The sequence below is a fragment of the Hyphomicrobium sp. CS1BSMeth3 genome, assembly GCF_900117415.1.
Taxonomy (GTDB): Bacteria; Pseudomonadota; Alphaproteobacteria; order Rhizobiales; family Hyphomicrobiaceae.
Genome location: NZ_FPEI01000002.1, coordinates 223,340 through 241,409, shown reverse-complemented (window position 1 = coordinate 241,409; position 18,070 = coordinate 223,340). Strand labels below are relative to the sequence as shown.

At 66.0% G+C, this 18,070-nt stretch carries 17 protein-coding genes and 1 tRNA gene; 17 read left to right on the top strand and 1 reads right to left on the bottom strand.

Annotation, left to right across the window (positions count from 1 at the left end; all coding sequences use genetic code 11):
* Positions 1–4 precede the first annotated feature (4 nt).
* Together CS1BSM3_RS01125 and CS1BSM3_RS01120 are read left to right on the top strand one after the other, a co-directional pair.
* Positions 5–1,186, top strand: a complete 1,182-nt coding sequence (locus CS1BSM3_RS01125) for an HlyD family secretion protein (RefSeq protein ID WP_072385122.1) — start codon at positions 5–7, stop codon at positions 1,184–1,186.
* Complete coding sequence (locus CS1BSM3_RS01120) at positions 1,183–2,748, top strand: DHA2 family efflux MFS transporter permease subunit (protein WP_072385121.1); 1,566 nt, start codon at positions 1,183–1,185, stop codon at positions 2,746–2,748. The genes CS1BSM3_RS01125 and CS1BSM3_RS01120 overlap by 4 nt, the downstream gene beginning before the upstream one ends.
* Positions 2,749–2,769: 21 nt before the next feature.
* Here the strand turns inward: CS1BSM3_RS01120 and CS1BSM3_RS01115 are convergent, their stop codons facing one another.
* Positions 2,770–3,930 carry an ARPP-1 family domain-containing protein gene (locus CS1BSM3_RS01115; RefSeq protein WP_072385120.1) on the bottom strand — a complete coding sequence of 387 codons (1,161 nt, stop codon included), beginning with the start codon at positions 3,928–3,930 and terminating at the stop codon, positions 2,770–2,772.
* A gap of 279 nt (positions 3,931–4,209) precedes the next feature.
* Between CS1BSM3_RS01115 and sppA the strand changes: the two genes are divergently transcribed.
* The 15 genes from sppA to CS1BSM3_RS01040 all read left to right on the top strand — a co-directional run bounded on the left by sppA (position 4,210) and on the right by CS1BSM3_RS01040 (position 18,069).
* Positions 4,210–5,181, top strand: coding sequence for a signal peptide peptidase SppA (gene sppA / locus CS1BSM3_RS01110; RefSeq protein WP_072385119.1), 972 nt, complete (start codon positions 4,210–4,212; stop codon positions 5,179–5,181).
* 34 nt (positions 5,182–5,215) lie between these two features.
* Positions 5,216–5,503, top strand: coding sequence for an integration host factor subunit beta (ihfB, locus tag CS1BSM3_RS01105; RefSeq protein ID WP_072385118.1), 288 nt, complete (start codon positions 5,216–5,218; stop codon positions 5,501–5,503).
* A 94-nt stretch (positions 5,504–5,597) separates the two neighbouring features.
* Positions 5,598–5,966: a lipopolysaccharide assembly protein LapA domain-containing protein gene (locus CS1BSM3_RS01100; protein ID WP_072385117.1), complete on the top strand. Its 369-nt coding sequence runs from the start codon at positions 5,598–5,600 to the stop codon at positions 5,964–5,966.
* 262 nt (positions 5,967–6,228) lie between these two features.
* Positions 6,229–6,873: a trimeric intracellular cation channel family protein gene (locus CS1BSM3_RS01095; protein ID WP_072385116.1), complete on the top strand. Its 645-nt coding sequence runs from the start codon at positions 6,229–6,231 to the stop codon at positions 6,871–6,873.
* A gap of 77 nt (positions 6,874–6,950) precedes the next feature.
* On the top strand, positions 6,951–7,610 hold the full coding sequence (locus CS1BSM3_RS01090) for a phosphoribosylanthranilate isomerase (protein WP_072385115.1): 660 nt from the start codon (positions 6,951–6,953) through the stop codon (positions 7,608–7,610).
* A 37-nt stretch (positions 7,611–7,647) separates the two neighbouring features.
* On the top strand, positions 7,648–8,886 hold the full coding sequence (gene trpB, locus CS1BSM3_RS01085) for a tryptophan synthase subunit beta (RefSeq protein ID WP_072385114.1): 1,239 nt from the start codon (positions 7,648–7,650) through the stop codon (positions 8,884–8,886).
* Positions 8,887–8,911: 25 nt separating this feature from the next.
* Complete coding sequence (locus CS1BSM3_RS01080; RefSeq protein ID WP_072385113.1) at positions 8,912–9,358, top strand: hypothetical protein; 447 nt, start codon at positions 8,912–8,914, stop codon at positions 9,356–9,358.
* Between the two features lie 6 nt (positions 9,359–9,364).
* The gene (gene trpA, locus CS1BSM3_RS01075) at positions 9,365–10,204 is read left to right on the top strand and encodes a tryptophan synthase subunit alpha (RefSeq protein WP_072385112.1); all 840 of its coding nucleotides are present in this window, start codon (positions 9,365–9,367) and stop codon (positions 10,202–10,204) included.
* Positions 10,205–10,407: 203 nt separating this feature from the next.
* The gene (gene accD / locus CS1BSM3_RS01070; protein WP_072385111.1) at positions 10,408–11,478 is read left to right on the top strand and encodes an acetyl-CoA carboxylase, carboxyltransferase subunit beta; all 1,071 of its coding nucleotides are present in this window, start codon (positions 10,408–10,410) and stop codon (positions 11,476–11,478) included.
* A gap of 80 nt (positions 11,479–11,558) precedes the next feature.
* A complete protein-coding gene (locus CS1BSM3_RS01065) occupies positions 11,559–12,878 on the top strand; it encodes a bifunctional folylpolyglutamate synthase/dihydrofolate synthase (RefSeq protein ID WP_072385110.1) in 1,320 nt (439 codons plus the stop codon).
* Positions 12,879–12,968: 90 nt separating this feature from the next.
* Positions 12,969–13,043: transfer RNA gene (locus CS1BSM3_RS01060), tRNA-Val, on the top strand.
* 160 nt (positions 13,044–13,203) lie between these two features.
* Positions 13,204–14,034, top strand: a complete 831-nt coding sequence (locus tag CS1BSM3_RS01055) for an HpcH/HpaI aldolase family protein (RefSeq protein WP_072385109.1) — start codon at positions 13,204–13,206, stop codon at positions 14,032–14,034.
* A gap of 205 nt (positions 14,035–14,239) precedes the next feature.
* Positions 14,240–15,712, top strand: a complete 1,473-nt coding sequence (locus CS1BSM3_RS01050; protein ID WP_072385108.1) for an amidohydrolase — start codon at positions 14,240–14,242, stop codon at positions 15,710–15,712.
* Positions 15,713–15,829: 117 nt separating this feature from the next.
* The gene (locus tag CS1BSM3_RS01045) at positions 15,830–17,137 is read left to right on the top strand and encodes a UDP-glucose dehydrogenase family protein (protein WP_072385107.1); all 1,308 of its coding nucleotides are present in this window, start codon (positions 15,830–15,832) and stop codon (positions 17,135–17,137) included.
* Between the two features lie 101 nt (positions 17,138–17,238).
* The gene (locus tag CS1BSM3_RS01040) at positions 17,239–18,069 is read left to right on the top strand and encodes a hypothetical protein (protein ID WP_072385106.1); all 831 of its coding nucleotides are present in this window, start codon (positions 17,239–17,241) and stop codon (positions 18,067–18,069) included.
* Position 18,070 lies beyond the last annotated feature (1 nt).

The window sequence follows — 18,070 nt, the reverse complement described above, 5'->3', positions numbered from 1 at the left end:
GCCAATGCAGAAGAGCGCGACAGAGCCGGATCGTGAAACGGTGGGAAACGTCGAGGCCGCACGCGCCGCACAAGCGCGGCGGTTCCAGCTCAGGCCATCGCGACGAACCTTGTCGATCCTGGCTATTGCCCTGCTCGGCCCGCTCGTCGCGGCGATCGCGGGTGGCTACTACTACTTCGCCAGTGGCCGCTACGTAGCGACCGACAACGCCTATGTGAAGGCGCACAAGATCGCCGTCAGCGCCGACGTCGCCGGCCGCGTGAGCGAAGTCTATGTCGACGCCGACCAGGTTGTGCAGCAGGGCACGCTGCTCTTCCGTCTCGACCCGCAGCCCTTCCGCATCGCGCTCGATCGCGCCGAAGCGCAGCTTGCCGCCGCGACCCAGGAGGCGCAGTCGCTGCGCTCGCTCTACGATCAGAAGGTTGCGCGCCTCAAACTTGCCGAGGGTGATCTCACCTTCCACCAGCAGCACTTCGATCGCCAGGACTCGCTCACCAAGACCGGCGTCGTCTCGCGCTCGGGCATGGATCTCGCGGAGCGGGGCTTGCGCAACGCGCGCGACCAGATCGTGATTGCACACCAGGAGATCGCGGAGGTGCAGGCGCGTCTCGGCGGTGATCCGGCACGCCCGCCCGAGCAGCAGCCGTCGGTGCGCGAGGCGCGTGCCGTGCGTGACCGCGCCGCGTGGGATCTCGAGCGCACGGAGATCCGGGCGCCGGTTGCCGGCGTCGTGACGAACTTCGATCTGCAGCCTGGTACCTACGTGACGGCGGGCAGCGTCGTCTTCAGCATGGTCGGCTCGGAAAACATCTGGGTGCAGGCCAACTTCAAGGAAACGGACCTCACCAACGTCAAGATCGGCCAGCGCGCGACTATCCACGTGGACATGTACCCGGGTAGGGCGTTCCGCGGGTCAGTTTCCAGCATCAGCGCGGCGACGGGCGCGGAGTTCGCGCTGCTGCCGCCGCAGAATGCCACGGGTAACTGGGTCAAGGTCGTGCAGCGGCTGCCTGTGCGCCTGCGCATCGATGCCGAGGACGCGCCAACATTGCGCTCGGGCATGAGCGTCGTCGTGTCGATCGACACGGAGCATCGGCGCGCCGTGCCCAAATGGGCAATGAGCTTCCTCGGCTGGGCGGATGTCGTGTCGGCTGAAGAAGCAGCGCGGCCCGGAACAAAACAATGAGCACTGCGGCGTCACCGGCGGGAATGCCCCCTGCCTATGGTGGCGGCCGCCTGCTCCTAATCACGATTGCCCTCATTCTGGGCCCCTTGGTGCAAGTGTTCGATACGGCGACCGTATCGATTGCGCTGCGTCACATGCAGGGCGAGCTCTCCGCGACCCAGGACCAGATTGCCTGGGTCATCACGTCCTATCTCATTACGCTCACCGTGTTCACGCCGGTCTGGGGCGTGCTCGGGGGCATGTTCGGTCGCAAGCGACTGATCCTCATCTGCATCGCCGGCTTCACGAGCAGTGCCATGCTGGCCGGCCACTCGATGTCGCTCTCGGAGATCCTCGTGTGGCGCGCTGTCCAGGGCTTCTTCGGCTCGGCGCTGCTGCCGCTCGGCATGTCCTCTCTGCTGACGATCTACCCGCGCGAGAAGCTCGGCATTGCTATGGCGTGGTGGGGCGTCGGCATGATGTTCGGCCCGGTCTTCGGCCCGACGATCGGCGGCTATGTCACCGAGTATCTGACGTGGCGCTGGGCGTTCTATATCAATCTGCCGATCGGCGTTACCGCCTTCCTGATGACGGCCTTTCTAGTGCCGCGGACGGGCGTGCGCACGTTCCGCAAGTTCAACTACTACGGCTTCGTCACGCTCGGCATCGCGATTGCGTCCCTCCAGTTCATCCTCGACCGCGGCGAGCGTTACGACTGGTTCGAGTCGCCGATGATGGTGACGATCGCGCTGGTCGGCTTCGCGGCCCTCTGGCTGTTCATCGTCAATGTCTTCACGACCAGCACGCCCTTCATCGAGCCTGTGCTCTTCAAGGATCGCGACTATCTCGCCGGCACGGTGCTGAGGACGCTCTTCGGCGTGCTCATCTTCGGCAGCCTCGTGATCATGCCGCCCTTCATCCAGGACATCGGCGGCTATCCGCCCCTGCTCAGCGGCTATGCCATGGCCCCGCGAGGCGCGGGCACCATGCTCGCCTCGTTCCTGGTCGGCTACCTGCTGCCTTACGTCGATCCTCGGAAGGTGATCGCTACGGCGATGATCGTGATGGCCGCCACCATGTGGCAGCTCTCGACCTTCACCGAAGACATCGACATGACGGCCTTCGTCATCAACAACTTCGTCCAGGGCTTGGCGTTCGGTGCGTTCATGGTGCCGCTGAACTCGGTGGCTTTCGTCACGCTGAAGCCCGAGCTGCGCGATGCCGGTACCTCGTTCTATTCACTGGTGAACAATATCGGCCGCAGTCTCGGCGTTGCGCTGTTCTCGAGCTACCTCGTGCGCTCGAGCCAGACCTATCAGTCGACGCTGACCGAGCATGTCCGGCCGGACAACGAGATCTTCCGCCACATCCATCTGCCCGCGCCGTGGAGCCTTACCGATCCGGTCGGTCTGGCGGCGCTCGAGCGCGCGGTGGTGCAGCAGGCAAAGCTGCTCGCCTACATCGCCGACTATCAGCTCATCACCGTCGTCATTCTGGTGTGCATGCCGGCGCTGCTCTTCATGAAGAACCCGCACAAGCACAGGGCCGCGCGCCCGGCCGCAGCGCGCCCCGCGGCGGCTTGAGCCCTCCCTACTTCGCCGCTCCTACTTGGCAGCCAGGTAGTTGCGATGGATCCAGCGGCCCTCGGCGGTGCGCGCCTCGACCTTGAGGACGTCGGCGCTCTCGCGCGTCTCGTGCTGGGCGATGTTCGCGAGCGCCCGCGTGTTGGCCTCGCTGCGCTCGGCGGCGGCCAGGAACGCCTCGACTTCCGCGATTTCGGGAGCCTTTGATGCCTCACTGAGGGGATTGGCGAGTGCTTCGGTCGCGGCTGCGCGCACGAGCTTCGGCCACATCTTCTTGAAGAGCCCGTTGGACGGGTAGATGTCGGCGCTCGCGACCTTGCCGTTGATCGCGATCACGACGCCGATGACCGTATCGTCCGTGAGCGCCTTCGGCTCGAGCGTCGTGACGAAGGTCTCCTGCGCCTTCTTCAGCCGCTCGTTCTCGATCGTGAGCTGAAGGCTTGTCTTGGACTGCTCGGAAGCCATGGGCGCTGCGAGGCGCGCCGCGAGCTGGTGCTGCGCCACGGCGACGCTGTCCCAGACCTCGCCCTGACCGCTCGGGCTGCGTGGCCTGCGCTCCTGGATGATGCGCTGCGAATCCGGGGCCGGGAGCTGGACCCCAGGCCGGACCTGGTTGATGAGCGGCTCGGCGCTCAAGCTGTTTCGCCACGTACCACGTTCCGCGGGAGCGGCCGGGCGCGACTCGGCCCCCGCGACAGGCGCGCGTGCGATCGCAACCTTGGCCTTGCGCGAGAAGAGCTGAGCGTTCGACGCCGAGAATTTCGTCACGTCCTCAGTGCCGCGGCTGTTCCAGCGCCCCTGCTCGACGCAGTAGGCCCCGATCGCGATCCGGCCCGAGCGCGGCGGAATGAGCAGGCTCGTCGTCAGCACGCGGTCCTGCTGGCCGCCCTTCACGAGGTCACCGAACTGAATGAAGACCGGCTCATTGCCCGTGTTCTCGATCTTGAGCTCGCGCACGTTGCCGGTCTCGTGGACGACGACAGAGCCCTTGGCGAGGGCCTCCTCGAGCGTGGCCGGCGCGGCGCCTTCAATCGAGCGGCCGCGCACGAGGAAGATGGCGAGGTTCTCGTGCGTGTGCGGGGCGGCGATCGTGGTGGCGGCGTCGGGGGCCGCGGTCGCGGCGCTGGCCATGCCGAGGCTGGCGGCGGCGAACATGATCGGGGCGGCGAGGCGCAAATGCATTGAGTGTCACTCCCAGAAAATTCAGCCCACATGCAACTAGCCGGTGTTCCGGGCCGTATTTCGGAGGCATTGCGGATGGGGGCGGGCCTTTTGGCGGCGGATCGTGGGCCCGTGGCTGAACCGGCGGTGAACGCTCAACCAGTCGTTATCCAGCCGTGCGCTGCTTTTCTTTCTTTCCGTCGAGGGCGGTACTACATTGAGGGACCTGAATAATCCCGCTATCAGTGCGCCAAGGGCGTTGGCGGCGCGCAGCGCAGCCCAACTGAAGAGGCCTCCCTCATGTCGCTCGAAACCGAAGCCGTACTCGACCGCCGCAGACTTCGTCGGCGCGCCTCCTTCTGGCGGGGACTTGCCATTCTCGCAGTTCTGCTGGCGATCGGCGCCGCAGTGGGCCTCACGGCCGACCAGACATCGCGGATCGGCACCAAGCAGATCGCCCGCGTATCGCTCGAAGGCGTCATCACGGAGGACCGCAAGCAGCTCGAGCTGCTCAGGCGGGTCGCGGACGCGCGCAATGTCGAGGGGCTCATTCTCTTCATCAACAGCCCCGGCGGCACCACCACCGGTGGCGAGGCGCTCTATGACGCCATTCGCAAGGTCTCGGAGAAGAAGCCGGTCGTCGCCCAGTTCGGTACGGTCGCGACCTCGGCAGCCTATATCGCCGGCCTCGCGACGGACCAGATCGTCGCCCGCGGCAACTCGATCACCGGTTCCGTCGGCGTGATTTTCCAATGGGCCGAGGTGACGGAGCTCATGTCCAAGCTCGGCGTCAAGATGCACGAGGTGAAGAGCGGCCCCCTCAAGGCGACGCCCTCGCCCTTCCAGCCGACCGACGAGGCGGGCAAGGAGGTCGCGCAGAACATGATCGCGGACTCCTTCCAGTGGTTCGCGGGCCTCGTCGCCGAGCGGCGCGGCATCGATACGGCTGCCGTGCCGGGCCTCATGCAGGGGCGCATCTACTCCGGACGCGAGGCACTGAGCCATAAGCTCATCGACCGTATCGGCGGCGAGGACGAGGTGCGGCGCTGGCTCGAGGAGACCCGAGGGGTGACCAAGGACCTCAGGATCGTCGACTGGAAGCCGGCGCGGGAACCGGCCTGGGGGCTCCTCGGGGATGCCGCCATGGCCATGGCGCAGTGGATCGGGGGACCGCTCGGAGATGCGGCGACGCGGTTGATGAATGCGCGTGTTCTTGCGACGTTGCAGCTTGACGGTCTTGTTGCAGTTTGGCAGCCTCTGGAAAATCGATGAATTTCAAGAAAGTTCACCGGGGAGCGAGGCTGTCGTGATCAAGTCAGAACTTATACAGAGGATCGCCGCGGCGAATCCGCATTTATTTCATCGTGACATTGAGCGCATTGTGAACGTCATTTTTGACGAAATCGTCGAGGCGCTCGCCCGTGGTGACCGGGTCGAGCTCCGTGGCTTCGGCGCCTTCACGGTCAAGCACCGCCCCCCGCGTACCGGGCGCAATCCGCGCACCGGGGCGACGGTCTCGGTCGGGCAGAAGTTCGTGCCGTTCTTCAAGACCGGAAAAGAGCTGCGCGAGCGGCTCAACGGCGACGCCGGGTAAACGTGCGTGACGCGCCGCGCCCTGGCGGAGGGTGGTGGCGCTTGTGGTTGGCGGGCGGAGATGTCTCCTCCGGCCGGGGTCGGAGGGTGAGATCGTGCTGAGGCGTATCGTCTGGCTGCTGGTGGCATTTCCGGCTGCCGCAATCCTCGTGACCTTGGCCGTCGCCAACCGGCACGCGGTCCGGCTCGTGCTCGATCCTTTCCGGCCTGAGACGCCCGTCCTCTGGATCGACCTCCCCTTCTACGTCTACCTGCTTACTGCGCTCGTGATCGGCGTCGCCCTCGGCGGGACCGCGACCTGGATGACCCAGGCCCGATGGCGCCGCACGGCCCGCCGCCGCGCCCAGGAGGCGCTGCGCTGGCAGGCCGAGGCCGACCGCCTCGCCCGCGAGCGCGATCAGACGCTCGCCGCTCAACGGCGCGAGCAGGGTGCCGGCAAGGCCCTCGCCGTCGCGGGGCGATAAGGCACAAGCTTCCAACAAATCGCAGCGGATCCCCTCTCCCCGCACTTGCGGGGAGAGGGTTAGGGTGAGGGGCGGCGGCATACTCCGACGTCAGTAAGTGGCGCCGCCCCTCATCCCGACCTTCTCCCCGTCAGAACGGGGAGAAGGGGAAGAAAGCACAGCCCGCGGCTACGCATTCGACTTGTCGGTATGGCCGCCGCGGGCATAGCACCACGGATCGCAAGCGAAGCACCTTCCTCCCAGCAGCCCGCGGCCATAAAGCATGCACGCATCCCTTCTCATCGCGCTCGACTGGTTCGGCATCGCCGTCTTCGCGGCGACGGGTGCGCTCGTCGCCTCGCGCAAGGAGATGGACGTCTTCGGCTTCGCGCTGCTCGCGATCGTGACGGGCGTCGGCGGCGGCACGGTGCGCGACCTGCTGCTGGGTCGCCTTCCTGTCTTCTGGGTGCAAGAGCCGGCCTACATCCTCGTCTGCGTGATCGTCGCGGTCGTCCTGTTCTTCACCGCCCACCTGCCCGAGTCCCGTTACCGCCTGCTCCTCTGGTTCGACGCGATCGGGCTCTCGCTCTTCGCCGTGGTCGGCGCGGATCGGGCGCTCGAGGTGGTCCCGAACCCCGTCATCGCCATCGTGATGGGCGTCATCACGGCGACCTTCGGCGGCATCATTCGCGACATCCTCGGCGGCGAGGTGCCGGTGCTCCTTAGGAAGGAAATCTACGTGACGGCGGCGCTGGCAGGGGCGGCCGTCTTCGTCGGCGGTCAGGCGCTCGGCCTCGCCCAGTCCAATGCCCTGCTGGCGGGCTTCCTTGCCTGCCTCCTCGTGCGCGGGCTGGCCCTTTGGTTCGGCTGGTCGCTGCCGCCCTACCGGGCCCGTCCCGGGCGCCCCCAGGATGGCGGCAGACGTTGATCCGGGTCCGAAAAACCGGCATAGGATGCGGGCATCCGCGGCCTCGGCCGCACGACAATCGCTCCTTAGGCTGCTGAATGGCGGTGAAAGTCAAAATCTGCGGGATCAAGACGCCGGAGGCGCTCCAGGCGGCGCTTGCCGCGCGTGCCGATCTCGTGGGTTTCGTCTTCTACCCGCCGAGCCCACGCAGCCTCGCACCCGAGGTTGCGGCAGAGCTCGCCGAGCTCGCCCGCGGCCAGGCAACCATCGTGGCGCTGATCGTCGATGCCGATGACGCGCAGATCGAGCGGATCGTGCAGACGGTCAATCCCGACATGCTCCAGCTCCACGGATCGGAGACGCCCGAGCGCGTCATCGAGATCACGCGCCGCTGGGGCAAATCCGTGATCAAGGCGATCAAGGTCGAGACGGCCGCCGACGCCGCGCAGGCGCTCGCCTATGTCGGCATCGCGCGGCTCGTCCTGTTCGACGCGAAGGCCCCGAAGGATCTCGCCGGCGCGCTCCCGGGCGGCAACGGCCTCGCCTTCGACTGGCACCTGCTCGATGGCGTGAAGGACCGCGTGCCGTACATGCTGTCGGGCGGGCTCACGCCGGAGAATGTCGGCGCCGCGATCACCGCGACCGGCGCAACGATCGTCGACGTCTCCTCGGGCGTCGAGACGGCGCCCGGCATCAAGAGCCCTGATCTCATTCGCCGCTTCATCGACGCCGCCCGCGCGGTGCACGCCCCAGCCTGAGGCGCCGACACCGCGCCAGAACCGGATACGCACAACCATGCCATCCCCGACCAAATCCGAGCCTCAGGCCCCCAACAGCTTCCGTGCCGGGCCTGACGATCACGGCTTCTTCGGTCTCTACGGTGGGCGCTTCGTCGCCGAGACGCTCATGCCGCTCATCCTCGAGCTCGAAAAGGCCTACGAGGCGGCAAAGAACGATCCGGCCTTCCAGGCCGAGCTACGCGATCTCCTGGAGCACTACGGCGGCCGGCCGAGCCCGCTCTACTACGCCGAGCGCCTGACCGAGCACCTGAAGGGCGCCAAGATCTACTTCAAGCGCGACGAGCTCAACCACACGGGCAGCCACAAGATCAACAATTGCCTCGGTCAGATCCAGCTCGCGCGGCGCATGGGCAAGACGCGCATTATCGCGGAGACGGGCGCCGGCCAGCACGGCGTCGCGGTCGCGACCGTATGCGCGCGCTTCGGTCTGCCGTGCGAGATCTACATGGGCGCGACGGACGTCGCTCGTCAGTCGCCGAACGTCGCGCGTATGCACATGCTCGGCGCCAAGGTGAATTCGGTGACGGCGGGTGCGGGAACGCTCAAGGACTCCATGAACGAAGCCCTGCGCGACTGGGTGACCAACGTCCGCGATACCTACTACATCATCGGCACAGCGGCGGGCCCGCATCCCTATCCTGCCATGGTGCGCGACTTCCAGGCCGTGATCGGCAACGAAGTGCGCAAGCAGATGCTCGAGCGCGAAGGCCGGCTCCCGGACACGCTCGTCGCGGCGATCGGCGGCGGCTCGAACGCGATCGGCCTCTTTCATCCCTTCCTCGACGACAAGTCCGTCAAGATCTTCGGCGTCGAGGCGGCCGGTCACGGCATTGATGTGCCCAACGGGCACAACGCATCGATGAATGGTGGCCGCCCGGGCGTTCTGCACGGCAATCGCACGTATCTCATCCAGGACGAGGACGGCCAGATCCTCGAAGGCCATTCGATCTCGGCGGGCCTGGACTATCCGGGCGTCGGCCCCGAGCACTCATGGCTCAAGGATACGGGGCGTGTGAGCTATGTCCCGATCACCGACACCGAAGCGCTCGCAGCTTTCCAGCTCTGCGCCAAGCTCGAAGGGATCATTCCCGCGCTTGAGCCCTCGCACGCGCTCGCCTACGTGATGAAGCTCGCGCCGACACTGCCGAAGGACGATCTCCTCGTCATGAACATGTGCGGGCGCGGCGACAAGGACGTGTTTGCGGTCGCCGGCTATCTCGGGATGAAAATCTGATCGGCTTGGGAGGGACGGGGAGAGAATGACCGTGGATATCGAGCAGCGCGTCGACGACCTTCTCAAGCACACGGGCGTGTGGGACGAGACCAAGGAGACGCTGCGCGAGCTACTCGGCGAGCACAAGGCTGGCACGCTTGCCGCCGAGGACGCGAGCTATATCGAGGGCCTGCACAAGAAGATGTTTCCCGGGCGCAATGCCGCGGCAGGTGCGCCGGTTTCCAAAGCCACATCGCAGGGCACGCGCGAGGTGCGCGAGGTCAAGGCCGACAACGACGATGTCGTGCTGCCGAGTGTGCGCAGTGGTCTTGCGGCTGCAGAGCTGATCGATGCGCTGCGTGAGGACATCGCCAATCTGCTCATTCCTGCCGATATGAACGAGCGCGAGCCAGCCGAGCAGGAATTGCGCGGCAAGATTCTCGAAGCCTTGCAGGCCTCGCTCAACGAGCTGGCCGCTAAGAACGAAAGCTGATCCCCAATGCGCCCCGAAACCCGCATCGACCGCTGCTTTGCCGCGCTGAAGCGCGAGGGGCGCCCGGCGTTCGTGACCTTCGTCACGGCTGGCGATCCGGACTACGAAACCTCCAAGGCGATCCTGCTCGGGCTTCCCGAAGCCGGCGCCGACGTGATCGAGATCGGAATGCCGTTCTCCGATCCCATGGCCGACGGCCCTGCCGTGCAGGCCTCCTCATTGCGCGCGCTCAAGGCCGGCCAGACCATGAAGCGCACGCTTCAGCTCGTGCGCGAATTCCGTGAGAAGGACAATCTCACGCCGATCATCCTCATGGGGTATTACAACCCGATCTATGTCTACCCGAACGATGCCTTCCTCGATGAGGCGCGGGATTCGGGCGTGGATGGCATGATCGTCGTCGACGTGCCGCCCGAAGCCGACGAAGAGCTCTGCCTGCCGGCTATCGAGCGGGGCCTGAGCTTCATCCGCCTCGCTACGCCGACGACGGACGATGCACGCCTGCCCGCGGTCCTCGCGAACACGTCGGGGTTCGTCTACTATGTTTCCATTACCGGGATTACCGGGGCCGCCGCCCCGGTGGTATCGGATGTGCGCGCGCAGGTGGCGCGCATCAAACGCTCGACGCCGCTACCGGTGGTGGTGGGATTTGGCGTTCGCACGCCGGAGCAGGCGCGGACGCTCGCGGACTGCGCCGATGGCGTAGTGGTCGGCTCGGCCCTGGTCGAGACGATCCGCACGACGCTCGGGCCGGATGGCCGGGCCGGGCCGGATACCATCTCCGCCGTGCACAGGATCGTTCAGAACCTGGCGGCGGGATTGCGCAGCGCGACGGCGCGTGTTTGATGTGCACATCGGCGGCGGCGAATTGGCCTCTTGGTTAAGGATCTCTAGACTTACAGGTCCTCGCGCCACAGGCTCGCCACAATTGGGCGACGTTTGATCGCTGTGCTGCTGGACGCGCGGGCATAGTAGGCGGAGCGGCCGGGCTGAGATAGGACTGCTCGCCGAGAACTGCTCGAAAGATTGCTCTGAGGAGCCGAAGTCGCGTGAACTGGATCAACAACGTCGTCCGTCCGAAGATTCGGAGCCTGCTCACGACCCGTCGTGAGCCGCCCGATGATTTCTGGAAAAAGTGCCCCGGCTGCGGGCAGATGTCGGACCGGCGGACGCTCGAGGAATCCCAGCTCGTCTTCCCTTGCTGCGGCCATCATGACCGCATGTCCGCGGACCAGCGCCTGAAGCACATCTTCGATGGCGCGAGCTACACGCGCATTCCGGTGCCTGCAGTGCCCGTCGATCCGCTGAAGTTCCGCGACGGGCGGCGCTACACGGACCGTCTCAAGGACAGCAAGGCGTCGACCGGGCTCGATGATGCCGTGCTGCTCGCCGATGGCCGTCTCGGCGGCCAGGCCGTGACCGTTGCGGCGCAAGACTTCCGCTTCATGGGCGGATCGCTCGGCATGGCGGCGGGCGAAGCCATCATCACCGGAATGCTGCACGCGGTGGCCAAGGGCCATCCTTTCATCCTGTTCGCGGCCTCGGGCGGTGCGCGCATGCAGGAAGGCATCCTCTCGCTCATGCAGATGCCGCGCACGACGATCGCGGTGCAGAAGCTGCGCGAGGCGCGCCTTCCCTACATCGTTGTGCTGACCGACCCGACGACCGGCGGTGTGACCGCTTCCTATGCCATGCTCGGCGACATCCAGATTGCCGAGCCCGGCGCGCTCATCTGCTTTGCCGGCCCGCGCGTGATCCAGCAGACCATCCGGGAGCAGCTTCCCGAGGGCTTCCAGCGCGCCGAGTACTTGTTTGCCCATGGCATGATCGACATGGTCGTGCATCGCCACAAGCTCACCGAGACGCTGGCGCGTATCGTCGGCATTCTCATGGCCGGACGTGCCAAGATCGCGACGGCGGCGAAGTCGTCTGATCCGCTGAAGCACGTGAATGGGCACGCCAATGGCTCGCCCGTCGATCCCAAGCTGCTCGGCACGAGTGCGCGCGATGCGGAGACGATCGAAGTCGAGCCGGTGCCGGACGAGGATCGCTTCGTGACGCAATCCAAGAAGGGGGCCGGAGCGAAGCCGCCGACGAAGGGCGCCCCCAACACACCCTGAGGCCTATCGCGTGGGGCCGCTGCTCGGGGCTTCCGCAGCGGTCGTTTGCGCATGTTCAGCGAGGTCGAAGCGCCATCGCCATGACCAGCCTTGATGACGTGCTCGCGCGCATGAAACAGCTCCATCCGCTGCTCATCGACCTCTCGCTCGAACGCGTCGAGCGAATGCTTGCCGAGCTCGGCAGTCCGCACGAGCGCTTGCCGGCCGTCGTCCACATTGCCGGCACGAACGGCAAAGGCTCGACGACGGCTTTCCTCAGGGCGATGCTTGAGGCCGCCGGCAAGCGCGTGCACGCCTACACCTCGCCCCATCTCGTGCGCTTCAACGAGCGCATTGCGCTTGCAGGCCCCAAGGGTGCGCAGCCGATCGACGAGGATTTGCTCACGGCCCTGCTGAGCCGCGTCGAAGCTGTCAATGCGGGCAAGCAGATTACATTCTTCGAGATCACGACAGCGGCGGCTTTCCTCGCCTTTGCCGAGAACCCTGCTGACTTCTTGCTGCTGGAGGTCGGTCTCGGCGGCCGCCTCGATACGACGAACGTCGTCGCCAAGCCGGCCCTCACCATCATCACGCCGATCTCCATGGATCATGCCGACAAGCTCGGTGATACCGTCGAGAAGATCGCGGCGGAGAAGGCCGGCATCATGAAGCGCGGCGCGCCCTGCGTCGTCGCGCGTCAGACGCCGGAGGTCGATGACGTGCTTGCGGCGGAAGCGCAAAAGCGTGGGGCCCCGCTCATTCGCTGGGGCGAGCACTTCGATGCCTTCGCGCAGCGTGGGCGCCTCGTCTTCCAGCGCGAGGACCGCTTGCTCGACCTGCCGATGCCCGCGCTCATCGGCCCGCATCAGATCGTCAATGCCGGCACGTCGGTTGCGGCCGCGCTGGAGCTCGGCATCGACGAGCGCGCCATCGCCGCGGGGCTGACGGGCGCGCGCTGGCCGGCGCGGATGCAACTGCTCGGACGCGGCGCTCTCACGCGAGACCTGCGGCCCGACTGCGAGCTCTGGCTCGATGGGGGACACAATCCGGCGGCCGGCGAGGTGCTCGCGCGCACGCTCGCCGATCTGGAGGAGCGTTCGCCGCGTCCGCTCGCGCTGATCGTCGGTATGATGGGCCAGAAGGATGCCGCGGGCTTCCTCCAGCCCTTCGCCGGCCTGACGCGGCGGGTGGTCACGGTGCCCGTTCCCGGCGCGCACATGCCGCCCGTGAAGCCCGAAGTGCTCGCCGAGGTCGCACGCGGCGTGGGCCTCAATGCGGTGGCGGCTGAGGGCGTAAAAGAGGCCCTGGAAGTCGCGGCGCGCGCGGCGGAAGGGCCGCTGCGCATCCTGATCTGCGGCTCGCTCTATCTGGCGGGCCACGTGCTGGCCCTCCAGGAGGGCCGCGAGACCCAAAGCAATTGAACCCGGTAACTGAGGTTGCGCGACCTCGCGGCCTGCGATAAAGAGCGGGAGCTTTTTCGCGCCCGGCGGTTCGGCGCAGCGAGAGAGAGCGGGCGCGTAGCTCAGCGGTAGAGCACACCCTTCACACGGGTGGGGTCACAGGTTCAATCCCTGTCGCGCCCACCATGGTCCTCGAAAATCCCCCAGTTGGCCGGCCATCGAAACCCTCTCGTGCCTAAAGTGCATGAGCGCACGGCGAAGACCTATTCTTGATCAAAAGCCAATATTGGACGACCTTCGTCTGATCCCGGCTTCTGCCAACCAAAAAAATGAGGAAACGCCCATCATGCGCCCTAACCGCCTCCGCGCCCTGCTCAATGCGAACCAGCCGACGATCGGCACGCATCTGCTGTCCACCTGGCCGACGCTCGTCGAGCTGATCGGCGATGCCGGCAACTACGACTATGTCGAGCTCACGGCCGAGTACTCGCCTTTCACGATGCACGACCTCGACAATATCGGCCGCGCGCTGGAGCTCAAGAACCTCGGCGGCATGATCAAGGTCGAGCAAACGCAATGGACGCATCAGGCCATGCGGGCCATCGGCTCGGGCTTCCAGAGCATCCTGTTCGCGGACGTGCGCACTGTCGCCGATGCCGAAGCCTGCATCGCGGCCGTGCGCGCGGAGACGCCAGGCACCGGCGGTCGCCTTGGCGTCGGCATGCGGCGCGATGTCGGCACGGTGCGCGAAGGCGGCTCGCCGGCCTATGTCGAGGCGCTGAACGAGGTGGTGATCGCCATCATGGTCGAGAAGCGGGAATGCGTCGAAGATCTCGACGCGATCCTGTCCATCAAAGGGATCGACATGGTGCAGTTCGGTGCGTCCGATTATTCGATGAGCCTCGGCCTCACCGGCCAGCGCAAACACCCCGATGTCGTCAAGGCGGAACGCAAGACCATTGAAACGGCATTGAAGATGGGCCTGCATCCGCGCGTGGAGCTCGCCGACATCTCGCTCGCCGCGCCGTACATCGAAATGGGCGTAAAGCATTTCTGCATCGGGTGGGATGTTCGGATCCTGTACGACTGGTGGCGCATCAACGGCGAAGGCATGCGCGGAATGCTGACGGGCTCCGCCCCGGCCGCCGCGGGGAAGAAGACCGCCAGCACGTACTGAAATCTCTGCTGCCCTTCGCGCGCGCGCGCAGGTTCAACACTTGTCGCGCGCGCCATGTCCTAGACGACTTGATCCTTCCTAAGCGCTGCACGCGCGGCGGCAATGCCGGGCCGCGCCAATTCGGTGCTGTCGCTTGCGGATGCGTCGTGGACGTTTATGTCCTTGTGAGCGGTGTTTGCCATCAAAGGCGATCGAAGGAGCTGTCATGCCGGCGGTGCTCAGCACAATCAGAGACGCAAAGTCCCAAGCCACGGCCTGGATCGATCGCAACACGCCAGCGATCCTCCAAACCAACGACTGCCTTTTCTCCTTCGGCGAGCCGTCGATGGAAGAGTACGAGTCCGCCGCTTTCCTCGTCGCGCTTCTGAAGGAGGCCGGCTTCGAGGTCGAGACCGGCATATCCGGCTTCCCGACCGCGTTCGTTGCGACCTGGAGCAACAAGGGCGGCGGTCCCGTTATCGCGCTTCATGCCGAATACGATGGAACGCCCGGCGGCTCCCAGAAATCAGGGAGCGCGACGCACGATCCGATCGTTCCGGGCGCGCCAGGTCATGCCGAAGGCCACCAGGCCAATTCGACGGTCATGCTCGCCTCCGCGTTGGCAGCAAAATCCGCCATGGAAAAGTTCGGGATCGCCGGCACGCTGAAGCTGTTCGGCGCGCCAGGCGAGGAGCTCGTCCTCACCCGCCCCTATTTCGTGCGGGATGGCTATTTCGACGATGTCGAGATCGCCTTCCACAATCACATCCGCGATGCCTTCTACACCGAAGTCGGCCAGACGCAGATCTCGCTCATATCAGCCGAGTTCACCTTCCACGGCGAGACGACCCACGCCGGGCTCACGCCGTGGCTCGGCCGCGATGCGCTCGACGCCGTCATCCTGATGGACAACGGCATGGCGCAGCACCGCGAGCACATCCGTCCGGAAATGCGCGCTCATCGCGTGATCACGCACGGCGGCACACAGCCCAATGTCATCACCGAGAAGGCCGCCGCGTGGTGGTACTTCCGCGGCCTCTCGGCCGACGACACGCGCGATCTCTTCGAGCGTGCGACCGAGATCGCCGAGGGCGCCGCGAAGATGACGCGGACGACGCTCTCGGTCGACGTGAAGAGCGCCGTCTGGCCCACGCGCTGCAATCGTGTGCTCGCGGCCCTTCTCGACCGCAATATGCGCGACATCGGAATGCCCGTCTGGACCGATGAGGAAGTCTCGTTCGCGCGTCGTCTGCAGCAGTCTGCCGGCGTGCGCGTCGATGGCCTGCGCACGGAGATCTCGCCAATGCGCGGCCCGGACCAGCCCGAAATGTCGTCCAACGACTGCGGTGATATATCCTGGAAAGTGCCGATGGGCAGGCTGTGGTTCCCGGGAAGCGTGCCGAACATCCATTTCCATCACTGGAGTGGCGGCGCCATGCTCACCACCTCCATCGCGCACAAAGGGATAATCGCCGCCGCGAAGGCACTATCCGGCAGCATTCTCGAATGCCTGTGCGACGAGGCGCTCCGGGCGGAAGTCAGGACGTCATTCTCGGAGGAGATCGCGGGGACGACCTACCGGCCGATGATCCCGCTCGATCGCCAGCCGGACCTGCGGCCGCACGAGGCGCTCATGAAATATTACCGCCCGCTGATGCGTGAGCACTACCGAACGGATCGGCCCGTCTTCGAGGCTTGACCATGGGGGCTGCGGGTGCTGATGCTGCGGCCAGATTGTGACACAACGCTGACATGTTCGGGCCGTAGCGCGTGGCGGTCGCCGGCGCGGTGCGCCTATTGATGACGGGTGGGGTTCATGAACATCGTGATGGTTGGTTCCGGCTACGTGGGTTTGGTGTCCGGCGCCTGCTTTGCCGACTTTGGCCACAACGTCACTTGCGTCGACAAGGACGCGCGCAAGATCGAGGCGCTGCAGGCAGGCCGCATCCCGATCTACGAGCCGGGTCTCGCAGAGCTCGTTGCCAAGAACGCGAAGAGCGGCCAGCTCGCCTTCACAACCGAGCTCGAGGGGCCGGTCGCCGAAGCGGACGCCGCCTTCATTGCGGTCGGCACGCCCTCGCGGCGCGGCGACGGCCACGCGGACCTCTCGTATGTGCACGAGGCCGCGCGCGAGATCGCGCGTGCGGTACAAGGCTTCACCGTGGTCGTGACGAAATCGACGGTGCCGGTCGGCACGGGCGATGAAGTCGAGCGCATCATCCGCGAGACCAACGCCAATGCCGATGTCGCCGTTGCCTCGAACCCCGAGTTCCTCCGCGAGGGTGCGGCGATCTCCGACTTCAAGCGACCGGACCGGATCGTCGTCGGCACGGATGACGACCGTGCGCGCCAGGTCATGAACGAGATCTACCGGCCGCTCTTCATCAATGCTTCGCCGATGATGTTCACCACGCGCCGCACGGCCGAGCTCATCAAGTATGCGGGCAACGCCTTCCTGGCGATGAAAATCACCTTCATCAACGAGATTGCGGACCTCTGCGAGAAGGTCGGCGCGAACGTGCAGGAGGTGGCGCGCGGCATCGGTGCGGACAACCGCATCGGCGGCAAGTTCCTGCACGCGGGCCCCGGCTATGGCGGCTCGTGCTTTCCGAAGGACACGGTGGCGCTGGTCAAGACGGCGCAGGACAACGACGCGCCACTGCGCCTGATCGAGACCACGGTCGCCGTCAACGACACGCGCAAGCGGGCCATGGCGCGCAAGATCATCTCGGCCATGGGCGGCGATGTGCGCGGCAAGACGATCGCCATCCTCGGCCTCACGTTCAAGCCGAACACCGACGACATGCGCGAGTCGCCCTCACTCTCGATCGTGCAGGCCCTGCAGGATGCTGGTGCGGTGATTCAGGCCTACGATCCCGAGGGCATGGAGCAGGCGAAGCAGCTCATGCCGGACGTGGTCTATTGCCGGAATCCCTATGAGGCCGCGAAAGAGGCGTCCGCCATTGCGCTCGTGACCGAATGGGACCAGTTCCGCGCGCTGGACTTCGCGCGTTTGAAGTCGGCTGTGGCGACGCCTCTGCTGGTCGATCTGCGCAATGTCTACCGGCCGGAGGAGGTGAGCCGCCACGGCTTCACCATTGTCGGCATCGGCCGGAAGGCCTAGCATCAGGCCCGGAATTCTAGACGAGATTGCCCATTGTCGGTGCCTGGGGCTTAGCTCTGGGCGCGGCGTAGCTCGCATCTCGGCTCGAGCGGGAGGCGCCTATGGCCGGCGAGATCAGCGAAGGTGAAGCCACCGGCGAGATCGCGACGATCTTTGCCGAGCTGAGGACGCTGTGGGGCGTGCCCTATGTGTCCGCGATCCATCGCTATCTGGCAGCCAAGCCGGGCTTTCTCGAGTGGTCCTGGGATGCGGTGGCGCCAGCCTTCCGCAATGGCAGCGGGCAGGAGGCGGCGTGGCGCTGCGCGGCGGGGCTTGCCGTACCGCCGCTCGATCCGATCCCGGCGGCAGCATTGCGCGTATGGGGCGTGGACGGCGCGGCGCTCGCGGATGTGCGCAATGCGGCCGAGGGCTTTGTTCGCGTGGCACCCGTCAACATGGTCTTCGCGGGGCTCGTGAAGCAGCTTCTCGAAGGCGCAGAGCCGACTGGCATTGCTGCGAAGCGGGCCTCATGGACCGCCCCTGTGCCACTGCCGGCACCGCCCGAGATGGTGGACCTCGCGCGCCTCGATCCGGCCGCGCGCGACGTGACCATGCTGCTTGCTTCGGAGATGGGCGGCAAACCGTTCGTGCCGGGGCTCTATCGGATGCTCGCGCACTGGCCAGGGCTCATGGCCCATCTGGCGACGGTCCTGCGCCCGTGTCTTACGAGCGCGCCCGTGATGTCGGTATTTGATGAGCTGCGACGGCGCATTGACGCTGCGGTGCCCGAAGTGCTCGCGAGCCTGCCGGCAGTCTCGTCCAAGCGCCCGCGTCCTTCCGATGCCGATCGCGCGGACTTCTTCAATGTCGGGCAGACCTACCGCCGCACGAGCCCGGAGCTGGTCGTGGTCGGCCAGCTCCTGATGGACGCGCTTCCCAAGCAGATGGACTGAG

Coding starts and splice junctions, on each gene's coding strand:
- trpA (WP_072385112.1), top strand. CDS start 9,365: ATGCGCCCCGAAACCCGCATCGACCGCTGCTTTGCCGCGCTGAAGCGC.
- CS1BSM3_RS01040 (WP_072385106.1), top strand. CDS start 17,239: ATGGCCGGCGAGATCAGCGAAGGTGAAGCCACCGGCGAGATCGCGACG.
- CS1BSM3_RS01080 (WP_072385113.1), top strand. CDS start 8,912: ATGACCGTGGATATCGAGCAGCGCGTCGACGACCTTCTCAAGCACACG.
- CS1BSM3_RS01115 (WP_072385120.1), bottom strand. CDS start 3,930: ATGCATTTGCGCCTCGCCGCCCCGATCATGTTCGCCGCCGCCAGCCTC.
- CS1BSM3_RS01065 (WP_072385110.1), top strand. CDS start 11,559: ATGACCAGCCTTGATGACGTGCTCGCGCGCATGAAACAGCTCCATCCG.
- sppA (WP_072385119.1), top strand. CDS start 4,210: ATGTCGCTCGAAACCGAAGCCGTACTCGACCGCCGCAGACTTCGTCGG.
- CS1BSM3_RS01055 (WP_072385109.1), top strand. CDS start 13,204: ATGCGCCCTAACCGCCTCCGCGCCCTGCTCAATGCGAACCAGCCGACG.
- CS1BSM3_RS01120 (WP_072385121.1), top strand. CDS start 1,183: ATGAGCACTGCGGCGTCACCGGCGGGAATGCCCCCTGCCTATGGTGGC.
- CS1BSM3_RS01125 (WP_072385122.1), top strand. CDS start 5: ATGCAGAAGAGCGCGACAGAGCCGGATCGTGAAACGGTGGGAAACGTC.
- CS1BSM3_RS01045 (WP_072385107.1), top strand. CDS start 15,830: ATGAACATCGTGATGGTTGGTTCCGGCTACGTGGGTTTGGTGTCCGGC.
- CS1BSM3_RS01090 (WP_072385115.1), top strand. CDS start 6,951: ATGGCGGTGAAAGTCAAAATCTGCGGGATCAAGACGCCGGAGGCGCTC.
- CS1BSM3_RS01095 (WP_072385116.1), top strand. CDS start 6,229: ATGCACGCATCCCTTCTCATCGCGCTCGACTGGTTCGGCATCGCCGTC.
- trpB (WP_072385114.1), top strand. CDS start 7,648: ATGCCATCCCCGACCAAATCCGAGCCTCAGGCCCCCAACAGCTTCCGT.
- CS1BSM3_RS01050 (WP_072385108.1), top strand. CDS start 14,240: ATGCCGGCGGTGCTCAGCACAATCAGAGACGCAAAGTCCCAAGCCACG.